Source organism: Pseudomonas sp. IT-P171, from assembly GCF_949767765.1.
Taxonomy (GTDB): domain Bacteria; phylum Pseudomonadota; class Gammaproteobacteria; order Pseudomonadales; family Pseudomonadaceae; genus Aquipseudomonas; species Aquipseudomonas fluorescens_B.
Map to the genome: position 1 here is coordinate 94,917 of NZ_CATKQN010000009.1, position 16,472 is coordinate 111,388.

A 16,472-nucleotide genomic window follows, 5' to 3' on the forward strand; every position below is an offset into this window, starting at 1 on the left:
CAAAGGTCCGAAGTCGATGAATTTGCAGCAGGACACGTCACCGGCCCCCACTCAAATCGAGTTGCCGCTGCCAACCTCCGTTTCTGGCGAACCGTTCAGGGAGCCCGCTGCAGACGGCTTCAACCTTGGCGGCTTCACTTGGCGGCATGCCTCTCAGGACATTGCGCGCCCGGTCGTAATCATCAACGCCGCCACCTCGGTCCGCTGCAGGCATTACTCACGATTCGCCGAATACCTGCTCGCCAACGGCTTCGACGTGATCACCTACGATTACCGCGGCATTGGCGAGTCACGCCCTGCATCATTAAAAAATCTCGACGCCTCATGGACCGACTGGGGCGCGCTGGATTTCGAGGCGATGCTCAAGCGCGCTCAGCGCGAATTTCCCGGCCAGCCCATCGATGTCGTCGGACACAGCTTTGGCGGCTGTGCGGCGGGCCTGGGCGCTTCAGGGCATCTGATCCGGCGCCTGGTGACCGTCGGTGCGCAATTCGCCTACTGGCGCGACTATGCGCCTGCTCATCGTTGGCGGATGGTCGGCAAATGGCATGTGGTGATGCCGCTGATCACGCTGGTCTGCGGATATTTCCCCGGAAAGCGCCTCGGCTGGCTGGAAGACACGCCCGCGGGCGTAGTGCGCGATTGGAGTACGCCCACCGCCCGGTACGAAACGCGCCCCAGCGGTCGCACGATCAGCACGAAAACAGGCTCGCTTCCCTTCGCGGCGATGACAGCCAAGACCCTGGCCATCAGCATCACCGACGATCCTTACGGCACGATCCCGGCCATCGAACGCCTGCTCCGTTACTTCAGCGGCGGCACAAACACCCACTTGCGAATCGCCCCCGAGGACATCGGCGAAACAGTCGTCGGACATTTCGCCTTTTTTCGTAGCGCATACCAAGCCACACTATGGCCCATTGCATTGTCCTGGCTGCACAGCGGCGAACTGCCCCCCGATACCCCCGGGCGGACAGTACCGCGCAGCGAGCCCTTTTAACGCACCACGGATCAAAACCCATGGCCTCCGCCAACAAGCAGCAAAAACGCGCCACCCGCGCCAAAGCCAAGGCCAAGCAGAACCGCACCCAACGGGCTGCTGCGCCGGTCGAGCTGGACCCGAACGACGATCGCATCGACTTCGAATCGGTGGACCTCACCGAACTGTTCAAAGAAATGATCGATGCCGAAAAAATCAGTCAGCAAGCCATGTGTGCAGCCTTCCTCGAACACCCGTTGCTCGCGCTGGTGCTGGAGCAGGAAGGCGAAGAAACCGCCACAGACTTCATCATTGCCGCGCTGATCGAGTATCGCCAATGGTCCACCGAAGTGGACGAAGCGGGCGCCCTGGCGTGGATCGAGTCCCCAGCCTTCCAGGTTGATTACGTGGCGGCTTCCGAAGCCATCGCAGCCCAAACCCAACAGAAACCGAACTGAGTTCCCATGGCCTCCCTGAACAAGCAACAGAAACGCGCCAAACGCGCCAAGATCAAAGCCCGCCAGATCAATATCCACGGCAGAAAACCCGCCGCGCTGGACGATGACATCGAAGACATCGGCGAGCCGATCCCGGAATACACCCTGGCGATGTTCAGCAAAATGCGCGACGCGGAAGCCACCAGCCGCAACGACATGCTGCTGACCCTCCTGACGAACCTGGCGCAGATCATCAGCGACCAGCCTGAACTGCTGGACATGGAAAACGCCGACAACGAAGCCATGGCCGCCACCCACCTGGCCGCCGACATGCTGATCGACTACCGCATGTGGGCCGACGGCATGGACCGCGATGCCGCCCAGGCCTGGCTGACCGATCCGCAGTTCATCACCGACTTCGGCGATGCGCTGGACAGCTACCGCCAGTCGCTGGACGCGCAGGAAGAAAAAGCCGAGTAAGCACCGTCGTCAAAAACAAGACGGCCGCCTGTCATCACTGACAGCGGCCGTTTTTTTGGAAGCCATCTCTCAAAAATCTATATGACCTCTCGTCAGAGGCTGCGTATATCCCATTGACATATCCCAAGAGGATTCTATTCTTTGGGTTCACAACAGCCGCAGAAATGCAGGAGGCCAAAATGGAACAGACCACCCTTTTCATGAGCAATCGAAGCCAGGCTGTTCGCCTTCCGAAAGCTGTGGCAATGCCGAGCGATGTAAAACGAGTCAACGTAGTTGCCATCGGCAGGGCTCGTATCATCACCCCGGCAGACGAAACATGGGACAGCTGGTTCGACGGTGATGGAGTGAGCACGGACTTTATGTCCCACCGCGACCAACCCGCTGATCAGGAGCGTGAGTCGTTCTGATGATCAAGTTCATGCTCGACACCAACATCTGCATCTTCACCATCAAGAACAAACCGCAAATCGTAAGAGAAGCTTTCAACCTTCATGACGGACAGTTTTGCATCAGTACGGTGACGCTGATGGAGCTGATCTACGGCGCCGAAAAATCTGCGACTCCCGAAAAAAACATCGCCGTGGTTGAGGGGTTCGCGGCACGTCTTGAGGTTTTGTCTTTCAACAATGAAGCCGCTGCGCACACCGGAATGATTAGATCCGAGCTGGCAAAGGCTGGAACACCTATAGGCCCCTACGACCAGATGATTGCCGGGCACGCGCGCTCACGCGGATTAGTTGTCGTAACCAACAACCTGAAAGAGTTCGAGCGGGTTTCTGGATTACGCGTAGAAGACTGGGTTCACCCTGATAGAATTGAAAAATAACTGACGAAAATAAAAACGGCCGCCTGTCATCACTGACAGCGGCCGTTTTTTTGCAAACCTGAAAACAACAATCAGGCAGCGACAGCATCCAGACGCGGGATTTCCATCCCGACCTTGGCACTGGCGTAGCTCAGGTCACCGCTGGCGATGGACTGAGCCTTGAAGCCGGCGCCAATCAGGTCGCGCACGTACAGCTTGTTGTAGATGAACATGAACACGAAGTTGCTGAGGCCAAACGTGAAGCAGGCGACGATGAACATGATCGCTGCCCACTTGATGTCGCCACGGAACAGTGGCGGCAGGAAGCCAAAGAAAAACACGGTCCACGAGAAGCCGATCGGGGCTTCCTTCATGGCTCCGGTGTTAGGGTTTTTGAACACAACCGATGTAAACGCCATGCCTGTCTCTCCTTGATGCCCCAATGGGTTGGCTGAATGGCCGGGCTAACTCCATGCAGCGTTGGCTCGTGACTGCCGTGTAAACGGCAGGCGCACGCAAATGCATCGTTGACTCGCGCCAGATGAGGGAGCAGGCAAGAAAGGGTCGAGTGGCTTTAGCCAGGAAGGCTGGGGGCGTCGAACAATCCATGTCCTGAAACTCCATTGCATCCCGCAACAGCGAGATACACATTCGGCGGGAAGGCTACTATCTCGACATCATCGTGTCCATCAAAGAGCCGACCGAGAAAAACCCTGAATGAAAGCAAAAACGACCGCGATCATTTCTGATGGCGGTCGTTTTCGGTACATCGACAGTGGACGTAGATCCTAGCGCGCCACTGCACCAACCAGTTGCTCATTGCGACGACGACGTGCCACAAGCAACCCGGTAGCCACCACACAAAGACTCAGCAGACCGGTCGCGAGGATTTCCACGCGGTGGGCGTCCTGGAACAGCATGATGGTCAGGGCCGCGACGATGAAGACGATCACCGCGTAGGTCAGGCCCGGGAACAGCCACATGCTGAAGACGATTTTTTCACCACGAGCCATACGCTTTTTGCGCATGCGCAGTTGCGAGATCGCGATCACCAGGTACACCAGCAACGCGATGGCGCCGGAGCTGGCCAGCAGGAACTCGAACACGGCGGCCGGGGCCACGTAGTTGGCGAATGTGGCCAGGAACGCTGCGCCAGTGGACAACATCACCGCCCAGTATGGCGTGCCGCTTTTGTTGGTGCGCGTGGACACGGCCGGTGCGTCACCGCGTTTACCCAGGGAAAACAACATGCGCGACGAGGTGTACAGCGCCGAGTTCAGGCAGCTGGTCACAGCGACCAGTACCACGATGTCGACGATCATCTTGGCGTTCGGGATGCCCATGCGCTCAAGCACGGTCTGGTAGGAACCGAGGCTGGCCAGTACCGGGTCGTTCCAGGGCACCAGAGCCACGACGATGAAGATCGATACGAGGTAGAACAAACCAATCCGCCAGATCACCGAGTTGGTGGCCTTGGAGATTTGCTTGCCAGGGTTCTTCGATTCCGCGGCCGCGATGGTCACGATCTCAGTGCCCATAAAGGAGAACATGGTCGTCAGGATAGCGCCGAGTACCGCCCCCATACCGTTAGGCAGGAAGCCTTGGGTGTCGAACAGATGCGACACACCGCTGACCTGACTGGTCGGCAGGAAACCGAAAATGGCCAGAAGGCCAAGGCCGATGAAACCGATGATCGCCACGACCTTGATCAGGGCGAACCAGAATTCAAACTCACCGTAGTTCTTCACGCTGAACAGGTTGGTGACAGTCAGCAGCATCGTGATGACCAGGGCGAACGCCCAGATGTCCACGCCAGGGAACCAGGCATGCAGGATGGTTGCGGCGGCGTTGGCCTCCAGCGGGATGACCAGCACCCAGAACCACCAGTACAACCAGCCGATGGTAAAACCGGCCCAGTGACCAATCGCACGATCGGCGTATGTCGAGAAGGAGCCAGTGTCCGGCGAGGCAACCGCCATCTCACCCAGCATGCGCATCACCAACACCACCAGCATACCGGCGGCGGCGTAGGCCAGCAGCACGGCCGGGCCTGCTGCCGCGATGGCGTGGCCCGAGCCAACGAACAGGCCGGCGCCGATAACCCCGGCGATCGACAGCATGGTCACATGGCGCGGTTTGAGCCCCTGTTCGAGGCCGTTAGAGCTTTGGGTATTGCTCATTGAAACTACCTTTGTAAGGAAAAGCGAATGCGTGCATCCCATCGTGAAGTTTCTTCTGTAAAAAGAAACAAACAGGGCGTTCCGGAATCTGCACGCAATAATTGCGCCAAAATATTTCAAGTCTTTCTAATCCGGCGGTTTCACCCTGACCGGACAGTCATCGCAAGTCATTGAAAATAATGGCACTTTGCCAAAGCGTTACCCCGCGACTCACTTGAGGAACGAATCTGCGCACCGGAAACACACCCAGGAAATGCTCAACGCACAATAAAAGTGCAGATCAGGAACGTTTGGCCGGTTAGCGCTTCCAACACCCCGCCAAAGCTGGCAACATCGCGCCCTTTTTTACGGGACAGCCGCACCACACAGGGTTCAAACGGCTGTTCGGTTGATAGCAGCGCGACAGTCTGCTGTACCGATGCGACAACCTGCCACATGCCACCCGTTTACCGCCCGTAGCGCTGTTGGCTGCCATTCAGACGCTATGCTAGGTTGGCCGCCTCGCCAGGAAGGCCAACCAACAGCAGGAGCGAAACACTATGAGGAACGCACATGGCTGAGGCCACGCCCGCGCTTGAAATCCGCAACTTGCACAAACGCTACGGACAGCTTGAGGTGCTCAAAGGCATCTCGCTGACCGCCCGCGACGGCGATGTGATCTCGATCCTGGGTTCCTCCGGTTCCGGCAAGTCCACGTTCCTGCGTTGCATCAACCTGCTGGAAAACCCGCACCAGGGCCAGATCCTGGTGGCCGGCGAAGAACTCAAACTCAAAGCCGCCAAGAACGGCGAACTGGTCGCGGCCGACGGCAAGCAGATCAATCGCCTGCGCAGCGAGATTGGTTTTGTGTTTCAAAACTTTAATCTGTGGCCGCACATGAGCGTGCTCGACAACATCATCGAAGCGCCGCGTCGCGTGCTCGGCCAGAGCAAGGCCGAAGCCATCGAAGTCGCCGAAGCCTTGCTGGCCAAGGTCGGTATCGCTGACAAGCGCCACGCCTATCCAGCGCAACTGTCCGGCGGCCAGCAACAACGCGCGGCCATCGCCCGCACGCTGGCGATGCAACCCAAGGTGATCCTGTTCGACGAACCCACCTCCGCCCTTGACCCGGAAATGGTCCAGGAAGTACTTAATGTCATCCGCGCACTGGCCGAAGAAGGCCGCACCATGCTGCTGGTCACCCACGAAATGGGGTTCGCCCGTCAGGTGTCCAGCGAAGTGGTGTTCCTCCACCAGGGCCTGATAGAAGAGCAAGGATCGCCACAGCAGGTGTTTGAAAACCCGCTTTCGGCGCGCTGCAAACAATTCATGTCCAGCAACCGCTAACGGAGCTACCCGCATGCAGAACTACAAAAAGGTCTTCCTGGCAGCCGCCGTCACCCTGGCCTTCAGCGCCGGTGCCATGGCCGAAACCCTGAAGATGGGCATCGAAGCGGCCTACCCGCCGTTCAACAACAAAGATGCCAGTGGCAATGTCGTCGGCTTCGACAAGGAAATCGGCGACGCCCTGTGCGCCAAGATGAAAGTCGAATGCACCGTGGTCACGTCCGACTGGGACGGCATCATCCCGGCCCTGAACGCCAAGAAGTTCGACTTCCTGATTTCCTCGATGTCGATCACCGACGAGCGCAAGCAGGCGGTCGACTTCACCGACCCGTACTACTCGAACAAGCTGCAATTCATCGCGCCGAAAAACGTCGACTTCAAAACCGACAAGGCTGCGCTGCAAGGCAAGGTGATCGGCGCTCAACGCGCGACACTGGCCGGCACCTGGCTTGAAGACAACATGGAAGGCGTTGAAGTCAAACTCTACGACACCCAGGAAAACGCCTACCTCGACCTGACATCCGGTCGCCTGGACGGCATCCTCGCGGACAAATACGTCAACTACGAGTGGCTGAAAAGCGACGCCGGCAAGTCTTACGAGTTCAAAGGCGACCCGGTGGAAGAAAGCGACAAGATCGGTATCGCCGTTCGCAAGAACGACCCGATCCGCGAGAAGCTGAACGTCGCACTGAAAGAAATCGTTGCTGACGGCACCTACAAGAAGATCAACGACAAGTACTTCCCGTTCAGCATCTATTGATACTGACCTGCCTGACTGGCGCCGTTCGCTGACGGCGCCCGTCTCTGGCATTGCCTGCCGCGATTTGAAAAGAAATCCATGATTATCGACCTCTACGGATTCGGCCCGGCGCTCGCCGCTGGCGCGCTGATGACTGTGAAACTGGCACTCTCGGCCCTGTGTCTCGGGCTGGTGCTCGGTTTGCTCGGCGCCTTGGCCAAGACTTCCCCGTACAAGCCGCTGCAATGGCTTGGCGGCACTTATTCGACACTGGTTCGCGGCATCCCGGAATTGCTCTGGGTGCTGTTGATCTACTTCGGCACGGTCAACCTGATGCGTGCCTTGGGCGAGTTTTTCGGCAACCCCGACCTCGAACTCAATGCCTTCGCCGCCGGCGTGATCGCGTTGGGCCTGTGTTTTGGGGCCTACGCCACGGAAGTGTTTCGGGGTGCGATCCTCGCCATTCCCAAAGGTCACCGTGAAGCAGGCGTTGCGTTGGGCCTGTCGAAATTTCGCATCTTCACCCGGCTGATCATGCCGCAGATGTGGCGCATCGCCCTGCCCGGCCTGGGCAACCTGTTCATGATCCTGATGAAAGACACCGCGCTGGTGTCGGTGATCGGCCTGGAAGAAATCATGCGTCACGCGCAGATCGGCGTGACCGTGTCCAAGCAACCGTTCACCTTCTATATGGTGGCGGCATTCATGTACCTGGGCCTGACGATTCTCGCCATGACCGGCATGCACTTCATGGAAAAACGCGCCGCTCGCGGCTTCGCGAGGAGCACCCAATGAACTGGGAAGTCATCATCAAGTGGCTGCCAAAACTGGCCCAGGGCGCAACGCTGACCCTGGAGCTTGTGGCCATTGCCGTGATCGCCGGCCTGTTGCTGGCGATTCCGCTGGGCATCGCGCGCTCGTCGCGCCTGTGGTGGGTGCGCGCATTCCCCTACGGCTACATCTTCTTTTTCCGTGGCACGCCGTTGCTGGTTCAGCTGTTTCTGGTCTACTACGGCCTGGCGCAGTTCGATGCGGTCCGTAACAGCTCGATGTGGCCATACCTGCGCGATCCGTTCTGGTGCGCCACGGCGACCATGACGCTGCACACCGCGGCCTACATCGCCGAGATCCTGCGCGGTGCGATTCAGGCGATTCCGCCGGGTGAAATCGAAGCGGCGCGCGCCCTGGGCATGTCCCGGGCCAAGGCGCTGTTCTACATCATCCTGCCCCGTGCGGCGCGCATCGGTTTGCCGGCGTACAGCAACGAAGTGATCCTGATGCTCAAGGCCAGTGCCCTGGCCAGCACCGTGACCCTGCTGGAATTGACCGGCATGGCCCGCACCATCATTGCCCGGACGTATCTGCCGGTGGAAATCTTCTTCGCCGCGGGCATGTTCTATCTGCTGATGGCTTACGTGCTGGTTCGCGGCTTCAAGCTGCTGGAGCGCTGGTTGCGCGTCGATGCCTGCCAGGGGCGTTGATTCCCGCGTGTTGACGGGCGAGGACTTGCTCGCCCGTTTCACGGCGCTGGATGCTTTTCTGATTGAGCATCAGGCGTTGTGGAAGCCTCGACCGTTTACTCATCTGCGGCTTCCTTGGGAAGCGTCCTACCCGGAGTTGGCGGTATGGCTACGCGGACGTTCGCTGGAAGACGCGGAAAACAGCCATAACCACCCTTGTCTGCTGGATGCACCGGAGCCATTTGCTTCGCTGGCGGCGTTATCCCAAGAGCTGGGCTCCGTGGGCGAGCTGCCGGCTCATGCACTCGAAGCGGCCGGACATCGCTTGAATGTCGATGTGCCGGGACGCAAGTGGCAGCAGATCGAGGCGTTTGCCAATCGGTTGTCGTTTGCTGTGCCACCCAAACATTGGCTGGACTGGTGTTCTGGCAAGGGCCACTTGGGGCGACGGTTGCTGCAAACCGGCCAATGGCTCACTTGTCTTGAGCACGATCCCGCATTGGTCCTCAGTGGCCAGATGCTCAGCCAGCGTCATCAACTGCATGCACTGCATGTCGAGCAGGATGTTCTTGCGCCTGACGCCGCCACTTTGCTGAACGCCGATCACACTCCTGTCGCACTGCACGCCTGTGGCGATCTGCATGTGCGATTGATTCAGCTCGCCAGCGCCGCCGGGTGCAAACAAATGGCGATTGCGCCGTGTTGCTATAACCGGATCAGTCTTCCTGCGTACCAGCCCGTTTCCTCTGTCGGATTACGCTCCGACCTACAGCTGTCACTCGATGATCTCTCACTCCCGATGAGCGAAACCGTCACCGCCGGTGCCCGCGTCCGACGTCAGCGCGATACGTCCATGGCCCGACGCCTGGCGTTCGACCTGTTGCAACGACAAGTGCGCGGCGTTGATGAATACCTGCCCACGCCTTCCCTGCCCAGCGCCTGGCTGGACAAATCCTTTGCCGATTACTGCCATCATTTGGCCGCACTTAAAGAGTTATCCACAATCGGCTCGCAGGATTGGTCAGGGCTCGAAACCGCCGGTTGGAAGCGACTGGCAGAGGTTCGTAATCTGGAGCTGCTACGCGGACTTTTCCGACGCCCGTTGGAGCTCTGGCTGAACCTTGATCGAGCACTTTTCCTCGCCGAGCAGGGTTACACCGTTCGACTCGGCACCTTCTGTGAAACCCCACTCACACCGCGTAATTTCCTGTTGCTGGCGGAACGCATCTAAATGGCCACAGCCTGTGGATAACTCTGTTGATGAAATATCGTGGATCCAATATCCACGGCTGTTTCAGGGCTGAAACCAAACTGTTCAATTTTCGTACACTCGAATAAAAAACCGGAAAAACAGGCATTTGCGAGAAAATGCGAATGGATCCACATTTTCGATCCTAACCACGTGCATCGAAGGCGCCGTTGTGCATAAGCATTAAGCCAAAAGAACATAAACGCTCCTGAAATCCTCGACTATCTTTGCCATGCGCCAGAATTCTCTGGCGTCAGGGACAGCAAGGAGCTGGGAAAACATGAGCACATTGAACAGTGCGCAGGAAGCCGTCGATACCGTCGCCAACGAAGCCATTTACGCTGCGCTGCAGCAAACCTTCGCAGTGGGCGGCGCCATCATCAACAACGCAACGGGCGAGGTCATCGCTGCAATGCACAACAACGTGCTGATGCCTTTTCCCGGCAGCGGCTCGACTTACTTTCTACCCCACGACCCGACCGCCCACGGCGAACGACAGTTGGTCGACTGGTACTACGAAAACGTCGCCCCACTGAACCTCCCGCCACCCAATCAACTGACCGTTGTCACCACGCTCGACCCGTGCGCCATGTGCGCCGGTTCGCTGCTGACCGCAGGATTCAACGTCGCAGTCAGTGCGATCGATGACTACGCGGGCATCAACTACAACAGCCTGTTCAACTTTCCGTCGCTGCCGCCGCAAATCCGTCAGCAAGCGCAGAGTACGTGGGGCTATTACGCGATTGCAGCGCCGGTCAGCCGCACCTATCAGGGCTCGAACAGTCCTGTTTTTGCCAACCAGACGATCGATTCTGCAGCGTACTTCCTCTGCAGTTCGATCTTCTCCGCCAGCGTCAACACCGTGCGCGATGCCAGTAACAACAGTGGCCTGCCGCCGGATCAATTGAAAAACCCGGCCACCCTGCCGGCCAGCAGCAAAGTGCGCCAGGCACTCACGGCGCTCAGCCCGTTTGCGCTGACCGTGCAATCGTCGAACCCGCGTGATCCCGGCGCCGAGCTCGCGCCTCCCCTGCTGAAAACCGCGCAACAAAGCACGGTGTTCAACTCGGTGGCGCTGATCGATCCATTCGGCAACCTGCTGGTGTGTATGGGAGGTGTCGAGAACCAGTCGCCGATTCGTACAGCGTTCATGGAAACGACCCGCGGCTACGCCGTCATGCGCTGGACCCTGATGAACGACCCCGACCCGGCCGTACGCGCTGAAGCCACGCAATACCTGACCCATCCGAAGTACGGCACCTTCGTCTTCCTCTACGCCCCAGACCCGACAACGCCGCAAGCCGTGATGACCTTCGGCGCCTACGGTTCGACCATGGAAGGCCCCGTGCCGCAGAGCTATCCGTCCAACCTGCAATACGTGTTGCTGCCGGGCAATACCACCCCGCAAGCGTTGTCGACACTGGCTCAGAACCTGCCGCCGTTCTATACGCAAAGCGTGCAAGTGGCACCGGCGCAGGTGCTGAGTCAGGACTTGATCAACGCGGTCAAAAACGGCGTGTAAGGCGTCAAAACATCCACCCGTTCCAGCCCCGCAGAAGCGTCTGCGGGGCTGGTCTTACGCCTGCGCAAAAATAGTCTGAATTCAGGGGTTTACAGAACCAACCCAATCGCTATAATCATCGCCCTAACACGCCGGTATAGCTCAGTTGGTAGAGCAACTGACTTGTAATCAGTAGGTCCCGGGTTCGACTCCTGGTGCCGGCACCATACAAGGTTCCAGAGAAGGCTTTCAAAATCTCTGGAACTCCCGAAAAACCCGCCTTCTGGCGGGTTTTTTCGTTTTGGCGTTCCATCGGTTTCCGTCAGAAACTGGTGGATTCCAACCGTTTTAGGGGTAGTGTTAGGGGTAAGGTAATTCGATAAAAGGGGAGTACCCTTATGTCGCGCACCACTGCTCCACTCTCCGATTCGGCTTGCCGCTCAGCCAAGCCCACCGACCGCGATTACAAGCTTTTCGACGGCGACGGCCTCTACCTTCTAGTCCAATCCAATGGCCGTAAAGGCTGGCGTCTCAGGTATGTAAAACCTGATGGCCGCGAAGGACTGACCTCGTTCGGCAGCTACCCCGTGGTCGGCCTCGCCGATGCTCGAAACAAGCGCCTGGAGGTCAAGCGGATGCTGGCGAAAGGCATCGACCCCATAGAGGCCAAACACCAAGCCAAGACGCAGGCCGCAATCAAAGGCCGAACCTTTGAAAGCGCCGCACTGGACTGGCACAAAGCGATGTCTGCCAAATGGGCTCCGGGCCATGCCAAGACCGTCCTGAGCCGCCTCAAAACCCATGTTTTCCCGCTGATCGGCGCTCGCTCTATTGTCGATCTGGACACCCATGATCTGATGCAACCTCTGGAAGCGATCCAGAAGCGCGGCACGATTGACGTCGCTTTAAGGGTACAAAACTACCTGCAAAGCATCATGCGCGAGGCAAAACGTTCTCGGCACATTACGGCAAACCCTGCCTACGACCTTGAAGGCTTGATCAAAGCCCCGAGAGTGATTCATCGCCCCGCTCTACCCTTATCACGTCTGCCTGAATTGCAGGAGCGTATCAACACCTACAAAGGCCGCACACTTACCCGACTGACAGTCATGCTTTCGCTGCATGTGTTCGTGCGCTCCAGCGAACTACGCTTCGCCCGCTGGAGCGAGTTCGACCTAAAGCGCGGCACCTGGGAGATACCGGACACTCGACCCGCGTTGGACGGAGTACCCTTTTCCACAAGGGGTACGAAGATGGCCGGGGACATCCACCTTGTACCCTTATCGCCGCAAGCCGTGACCCTGCTTGAACAGATCCGCACCCTCACCGGCGAATTCGACCTGGTATTTGCAGGCGATGCCAACCCGTCGAAACCGATGTCTGAAAACACGGTGAACAGCGCGCTTCGAAATATGGGTTACGACACCAAAACCGAAATCTGTGGCCATGGCTTCCGCTCGATGGCATGTAGCGCACTGATTGAGTCAGGACTGTGGTCCGAGACCGCCATTGAAAGGCAGATGAGCCACAAAGAACGCAACAACGTCCGCGCCGCTTACATCCACAAGGCCGAATTCATTGAGGAGCGCAGATTGATCATGAACTGGTGGAGCCGGTACCTGGAGACGAATCGACAGGAGCATGTCACCCCCCACGAATTCGCCAACCAGACCGGACCAAACGTCACTCGCTTAAAAGCAAAACGTGGCGCAAATGAGTAAGCGCTCGGTCTTTATATCTCAGTGATCCCGCTTGTCCACGCGGGTCCATCCAAACAGGGCTGCAAAGCCGCCCTTGCTTGGATGGACCTCACTTAAAAAATCTAAAGCCCACGCAACTATCTGTGGAAAACCACTGATTTCCACCGATGGATAATTTCATCCACAGCCTCAGAACTCCCGAAAATTCGAGCCTTGACTCGAATTATCCACAGGCGTAGAAAAGATCGGGCAAAGCGCTGTCGTTGACAGCAACCCAGGTAGCCAGAGCCTTTAAGGCTACGCCACATCTGTGGTGGTTCTCCCAAAGTGCGATTAGCGTCCGGCGGCTCGCACGGTCACAGCGATGTGATGGATGTCTACTTTTACCAGTGTGCCCACTGCGGCAACTCATCCCTTTCATAGCTGCCCTGCAGCAACCTATCCGCTTGGCCATTTCCTTGCGCCAACCTGCGCCCGTCTCTTTCTTCTGGAAAGAGACGGGCGCTCGTACCGCTACTGCAGCCCAACTCGTACAAGGCTTTGCGGCATTCCCCCTCGTGACAATCGGCGTGACAAACACCGAAGTCACCAGCAACAGCGATGCAGATGATGGTGCCGCAGCCCAAGGAATTGACTGCACCTGACTGACAGTCAGGCATGCCCCGGTCATCGCATCATTGCTTTTACCTAACTCAGGATCTCGCGGCGTTGGTCTCGTCAGCCAGCGCAGCCTCCACCCGCCCACGTCTTCGGAAGTGTTCAGGAGGCCAGATCATGAGATGCCCAAGCTCCCGGTCGTAAAGAGCCGCCAGTCCCGCGTTAGAGGACAACCCTCACAGGTCGCAGGGGCCTTGATCCCAGATAACACTAAACATTCTTTGGCGGGATGACGTGGGGAAAGGTTTTAAGGGTTTAGCTTCGAGAGGAGTTTGATCATGGCATTGGTAGGCAAAAGGGATGGACGGAATTTTGGCTATGGCCGCCAACTGAGTTATGCCGGGCCACAGGCGTTGAAAGACCTGTTTGGCGGCGGGCATTACGGCACGGTCAAGGCGCACAGTGACCGTTGGCGGGCGTTTGCATGCTGGTGTCGATCAGACGCTGGACCTGGGTTTAATGATGCGCGGCAGATTGATCGACAGACCTTGCGCGACTATGCCCAACATTTACGGCAGCAGGTCGAGCGCGGCGAGCTAGCCATAGCGACGGCGCAAAATCGGCTATCCACAGTCAACCGCACCCTGGCCGCGCTTCGCGGTGATCAGGCAGTGAAAACGCCAAGCCCGAGCAAGGCGCTGGGCTTACAGCGGATGGCAGTTCGCACGTCCGCGCCACAAGGTCAAAATCGTGAGCGGGTTGAAGACATCATCAAGACCCTCGGCGAGCATCAGATGCCGCGTGCTACGGCCATTGTCAAACTGGCGAGAGCGACCGGGATGCGCTTGCGCGAAGCAATCCTGGCAGACCTAGTGCGCTTGAAACGAGAAGCGGAACAACTTGGCAGGATCAATATTCAGGAAGGCACCAAAGGAGGTCGTTCGGGAGCAACAGCACCTCGCTGGATAGTCACCAGTTATCATGTTTGCGAAGCATTGGGCTACGCCGAATATGTCTCACCCGTTGGTAGTCGTAATCTGCTGGCGCCTGGCGAAAGCTACCGGGATTTTCAACGGGCAGTCGTCCGGCCCGTGCGGGACATTCTGCATGCACATAATCTCAGAGGCTTCCACGAATTACGGGCGGCCTATGCGTGTGAGCGCTATGAGCAAATCACACAATATCTTGCGCCCGTTAATGGCGGTCATTACTTTCAGCTAGACCCACGTTTAGATCGTCAGGCTCGTATGCAAATCAGTTATGAGTTGGGTCACGGACGTATCGACATAACATCGACGTACATCGGTGGACGGGCATGACCATAGCGTTCGATATGGAGCTGTTTTTGGCAGGCGGAGTGGGTCACATGCCACGCGCTTCCGCCATATTCGGCAAGCCAAGGCCATCCAGGCCGCTATTACCGATCGCTGGCATCGAGATAGTCCGTGGACGTGGCAGCAGAAGCATCTTGTATGGTTTTTAAATCACCGCCTGAATGGGCATGCGCAATCAACCCGCTATTATTTTGTGCTGACTATGCGGTTGCTCACGAAGCGGCTGGGAAGATCGTGGCAGTTCGGCCTCTAGGCAATACCGAGCGAAGCAAGGGGAAGCACTTCGTTCCGTTCAGCGGCGCGCTACTTCCCGTCACCACTTGGTGCGAGGACGTTGCCGCATGTGTCTATCGAAACACCGTGGCCTGGCCCCGTTTTTATAATAAATTTTGAGGGATTGATAAATATGAGTCGCAGAAAAGCATAACTTCATGGCCACTTGAATGCGCGGACGACAAATCCGACTCCGTATAGCCTGCCGCATCAAGCTCCTGATGAACCCTGCGGATAACAACCCCGCCGATGAATAATTCCATCATATTTCTCAGTTGTTTTGACTAGCAAAAACTATAGTTATCAATTGGCACTACTCTCGCAACATGCGCTGGAGAGTCTGCATATGCAATAGCAACATTTAAATCTGAAGTCACAAATACTGACTGGCTCCGGTAGAAAACACCGAAATTTTTCATGAGCCACTCGTCTGCAGAAGCATGAATTTCCGGTGATAAATCCCTAGGACGTCGGTCTTTGCGCGTTACATGCACTTGGCGCAGACTCATATCCGAGTGATGCACCGAACGTTGCTCCGTTGTCCGCTGCTTGAGGGCTTTGTTAAACGCCTGGATCACCGATTCGGTGTGCAAGCCTTCATGGACATGGTGCCCTACGATTTTTCGGGAGTACGCATCGGTGATCAAACTCAGATAGGCCACACCCGTTTGCGTCGGTAAGTAGGTGATGTCCGCATCCCATACTTGCTCTGGCGCCTTGGCGACTACCTGAGTCGGCCCATCTTTGAGCAGGTTTGGATGCCGGCGGAAGCGATGATGGCTGTCTGTCGTTCTGTGATAGGCCCGTCTGCGGGGAACCAGTTCGCGCCGATCTCGCAAGATATCGAATAAACGGTCTCGACCCACCTTTACAGACACTTCTGGCTCAGTGCGGATTAGATTGTGACGTTTTCGGGTGCCAAGGCGCGGCTGCCTAAGTCGCTTTTCCCTCACGAATCCCATCACGTCCTGGGCATGACGGGCCCGGGCATCACACGCCCGGTTGCGCTTGTAATAAGCCTGACGGGAAATCCCCATGAACTGGCAATCCCGACTGATGCTCAGGTCTTGGATCTGCCCTTGGGAGAGGACTTGCCGGATCGCTTTTTTACGACAGAAACACCGAAGTTGTTCTTCAAAAAATCAACGACTGCTTCGAAAAACTGAGCTTTCTGGTTGGCTTGAGCAAGCCTTTCTTCAAGCTCTTTGATTCGCTGTTCGGGTGTCAGCGGTTTACCGGGCTCATCCATGGAACGGGGTCTCTTGGAGTGAATGGACGCGCCTTGACTCCAGTCCTCCCGACCATGCCTGCGTAACCAGTTCAGTACGGTGGTTTTACCCTGAATGCCATAGCGCTCTTGAGCCTCTTTATAACTTGGGTAATTGCACGGACTTGCCCACCCATTTGCA

At 57.4% G+C, this 16,472-nt stretch carries 15 protein-coding genes, 1 tRNA gene and 1 pseudogene; 14 read left to right on the forward strand and 3 right to left on the reverse strand.

What is annotated here, in order from left to right:
• Positions 1-16 precede the first annotated feature (16 nt).
• The 5 genes from ACM6I5_RS07665 to vapC all read left to right on the forward strand — a co-directional run bounded on the left by ACM6I5_RS07665 (position 17) and on the right by vapC (position 2,725).
• Complete coding sequence (locus ACM6I5_RS07665; protein ID WP_414883489.1) at positions 17-1,000, forward strand: alpha/beta fold hydrolase; 984 nt, start codon at positions 17-19, stop codon at positions 998-1,000.
• A 20-nt stretch (positions 1,001-1,020) separates the two neighbouring features.
• Positions 1,021-1,437: a hypothetical protein gene (locus ACM6I5_RS07670; protein ID WP_017336023.1), complete on the forward strand. Its 417-nt coding sequence runs from the start codon at positions 1,021-1,023 to the stop codon at positions 1,435-1,437.
• A 6-nt stretch (positions 1,438-1,443) separates the two neighbouring features.
• Positions 1,444-1,896: a hypothetical protein gene (locus ACM6I5_RS07675; RefSeq protein ID WP_017336022.1), complete on the forward strand. Its 453-nt coding sequence runs from the start codon at positions 1,444-1,446 to the stop codon at positions 1,894-1,896.
• A 179-nt stretch (positions 1,897-2,075) separates the two neighbouring features.
• A complete protein-coding gene (gene vapB, locus ACM6I5_RS07680; protein WP_017336021.1) occupies positions 2,076-2,306 on the forward strand; it encodes a type II toxin-antitoxin system VapB family antitoxin in 231 nt (76 codons plus the stop codon).
• Entirely contained in the window at positions 2,306-2,725 is a 420-nt protein-coding gene (gene vapC, locus ACM6I5_RS07685; RefSeq protein ID WP_414883490.1) for a type II toxin-antitoxin system tRNA(fMet)-specific endonuclease VapC, read from the forward strand. The genes vapB and vapC overlap by 1 nt, the downstream gene beginning before the upstream one ends.
• Before the next feature lie 71 nt (positions 2,726-2,796).
• Here the strand turns inward: vapC and ACM6I5_RS07690 are convergent, their stop codons facing one another.
• The gene (locus tag ACM6I5_RS07690; protein WP_017336019.1) at positions 2,797-3,123 is read right to left on the reverse strand and encodes a hypothetical protein; all 327 of its coding nucleotides are present in this window, start codon (positions 3,121-3,123) and stop codon (positions 2,797-2,799) included.
• A gap of 369 nt (positions 3,124-3,492) precedes the next feature.
• On the reverse strand, positions 3,493-4,884 hold the full coding sequence (gene gabP / locus ACM6I5_RS07695) for a GABA permease (RefSeq protein WP_414879905.1): 1,392 nt from the start codon (positions 4,882-4,884) through the stop codon (positions 3,493-3,495).
• 552 nt (positions 4,885-5,436) lie between these two features.
• Here gabP and ACM6I5_RS07700 point away from each other — a divergent pair.
• The 9 genes from ACM6I5_RS07700 (at position 5,437) to ACM6I5_RS07740 (ending at position 14,775) form a co-directional block, all read left to right on the forward strand.
• Positions 5,437-6,210: an ABC transporter ATP-binding protein gene (locus ACM6I5_RS07700; protein ID WP_017336016.1), complete on the forward strand. Its 774-nt coding sequence runs from the start codon at positions 5,437-5,439 to the stop codon at positions 6,208-6,210.
• 13 nt (positions 6,211-6,223) lie between these two features.
• Positions 6,224-6,970 (forward strand): ABC transporter substrate-binding protein, encoded by a 747-nt coding sequence (locus tag ACM6I5_RS07705; protein ID WP_017336015.1) that lies wholly within the window; start codon positions 6,224-6,226, stop codon positions 6,968-6,970.
• 78 nt (positions 6,971-7,048) lie between these two features.
• A complete protein-coding gene (locus ACM6I5_RS07710; protein WP_017336014.1) occupies positions 7,049-7,744 on the forward strand; it encodes an ABC transporter permease in 696 nt (231 codons plus the stop codon).
• Positions 7,741-8,430, forward strand: a complete 690-nt coding sequence (locus ACM6I5_RS07715; RefSeq protein WP_008024975.1) for an ABC transporter permease — start codon at positions 7,741-7,743, stop codon at positions 8,428-8,430. Before ACM6I5_RS07710 ends, ACM6I5_RS07715 begins: the two co-directional genes overlap by 4 nt.
• Positions 8,411-9,640 carry a methyltransferase gene (locus tag ACM6I5_RS07720; protein ID WP_414883491.1) on the forward strand — a complete coding sequence of 410 codons (1,230 nt, stop codon included), beginning with the start codon at positions 8,411-8,413 and terminating at the stop codon, positions 9,638-9,640. The genes ACM6I5_RS07715 and ACM6I5_RS07720 overlap by 20 nt, the downstream gene beginning before the upstream one ends.
• Positions 9,641-9,938: 298 nt before the next feature.
• Entirely contained in the window at positions 9,939-11,180 is a 1,242-nt protein-coding gene (locus ACM6I5_RS07725) for a nucleoside deaminase (protein ID WP_414883492.1), read from the forward strand.
• A 130-nt stretch (positions 11,181-11,310) separates the two neighbouring features.
• Positions 11,311-11,386, forward strand: a tRNA-Thr gene (locus ACM6I5_RS07730).
• Between the two features lie 171 nt (positions 11,387-11,557).
• Positions 11,558-12,880, forward strand: coding sequence for a tyrosine-type recombinase/integrase (locus tag ACM6I5_RS07735; protein WP_149416713.1), 1,323 nt, complete (start codon positions 11,558-11,560; stop codon positions 12,878-12,880).
• A gap of 914 nt (positions 12,881-13,794) precedes the next feature.
• Positions 13,795-14,775: an integrase domain-containing protein gene (locus ACM6I5_RS07740; protein WP_149416712.1), complete on the forward strand. Its 981-nt coding sequence runs from the start codon at positions 13,795-13,797 to the stop codon at positions 14,773-14,775.
• A 785-nt stretch (positions 14,776-15,560) separates the two neighbouring features.
• On the opposite strand, the pseudogene ACM6I5_RS07745 reads toward ACM6I5_RS07740, so the two are convergent.
• Positions 15,561-16,438, reverse strand: a pseudogene (locus ACM6I5_RS07745) (IS3 family transposase); the annotation flags it as partial.
• Positions 16,439-16,472: the final 34 nt, after the last annotated feature.

Bases quoted from the DNA above. Each gene is read 5' to 3' on its own strand.
- ACM6I5_RS07665 (WP_414883489.1), top strand. From the start codon at position 17: ATGAATTTGCAGCAGGACACGTCACCGGCCCCCACTCAAATCGAGTTG.
- ACM6I5_RS07670 (WP_017336023.1), top strand. From the start codon at position 1,021: ATGGCCTCCGCCAACAAGCAGCAAAAACGCGCCACCCGCGCCAAAGCC.
- ACM6I5_RS07675 (WP_017336022.1), top strand. From the start codon at position 1,444: ATGGCCTCCCTGAACAAGCAACAGAAACGCGCCAAACGCGCCAAGATC.
- vapB (WP_017336021.1), top strand. From the start codon at position 2,076: ATGGAACAGACCACCCTTTTCATGAGCAATCGAAGCCAGGCTGTTCGC.
- vapC (WP_414883490.1), top strand. From the start codon at position 2,306: ATGATCAAGTTCATGCTCGACACCAACATCTGCATCTTCACCATCAAG.
- ACM6I5_RS07690 (WP_017336019.1), bottom strand. From the start codon at position 3,123: ATGGCGTTTACATCGGTTGTGTTCAAAAACCCTAACACCGGAGCCATG.
- gabP (WP_414879905.1), bottom strand. From the start codon at position 4,884: ATGAGCAATACCCAAAGCTCTAACGGCCTCGAACAGGGGCTCAAACCG.
- ACM6I5_RS07700 (WP_017336016.1), top strand. From the start codon at position 5,437: ATGGCTGAGGCCACGCCCGCGCTTGAAATCCGCAACTTGCACAAACGC.
- ACM6I5_RS07705 (WP_017336015.1), top strand. From the start codon at position 6,224: ATGCAGAACTACAAAAAGGTCTTCCTGGCAGCCGCCGTCACCCTGGCC.
- ACM6I5_RS07710 (WP_017336014.1), top strand. From the start codon at position 7,049: ATGATTATCGACCTCTACGGATTCGGCCCGGCGCTCGCCGCTGGCGCG.
- ACM6I5_RS07715 (WP_008024975.1), top strand. From the start codon at position 7,741: ATGAACTGGGAAGTCATCATCAAGTGGCTGCCAAAACTGGCCCAGGGC.
- ACM6I5_RS07720 (WP_414883491.1), top strand. From the start codon at position 8,411: ATGCCTGCCAGGGGCGTTGATTCCCGCGTGTTGACGGGCGAGGACTTG.
- ACM6I5_RS07725 (WP_414883492.1), top strand. From the start codon at position 9,939: ATGAGCACATTGAACAGTGCGCAGGAAGCCGTCGATACCGTCGCCAAC.
- ACM6I5_RS07735 (WP_149416713.1), top strand. From the start codon at position 11,558: ATGTCGCGCACCACTGCTCCACTCTCCGATTCGGCTTGCCGCTCAGCC.
- ACM6I5_RS07740 (WP_149416712.1), top strand. From the start codon at position 13,795: ATGGCATTGGTAGGCAAAAGGGATGGACGGAATTTTGGCTATGGCCGC.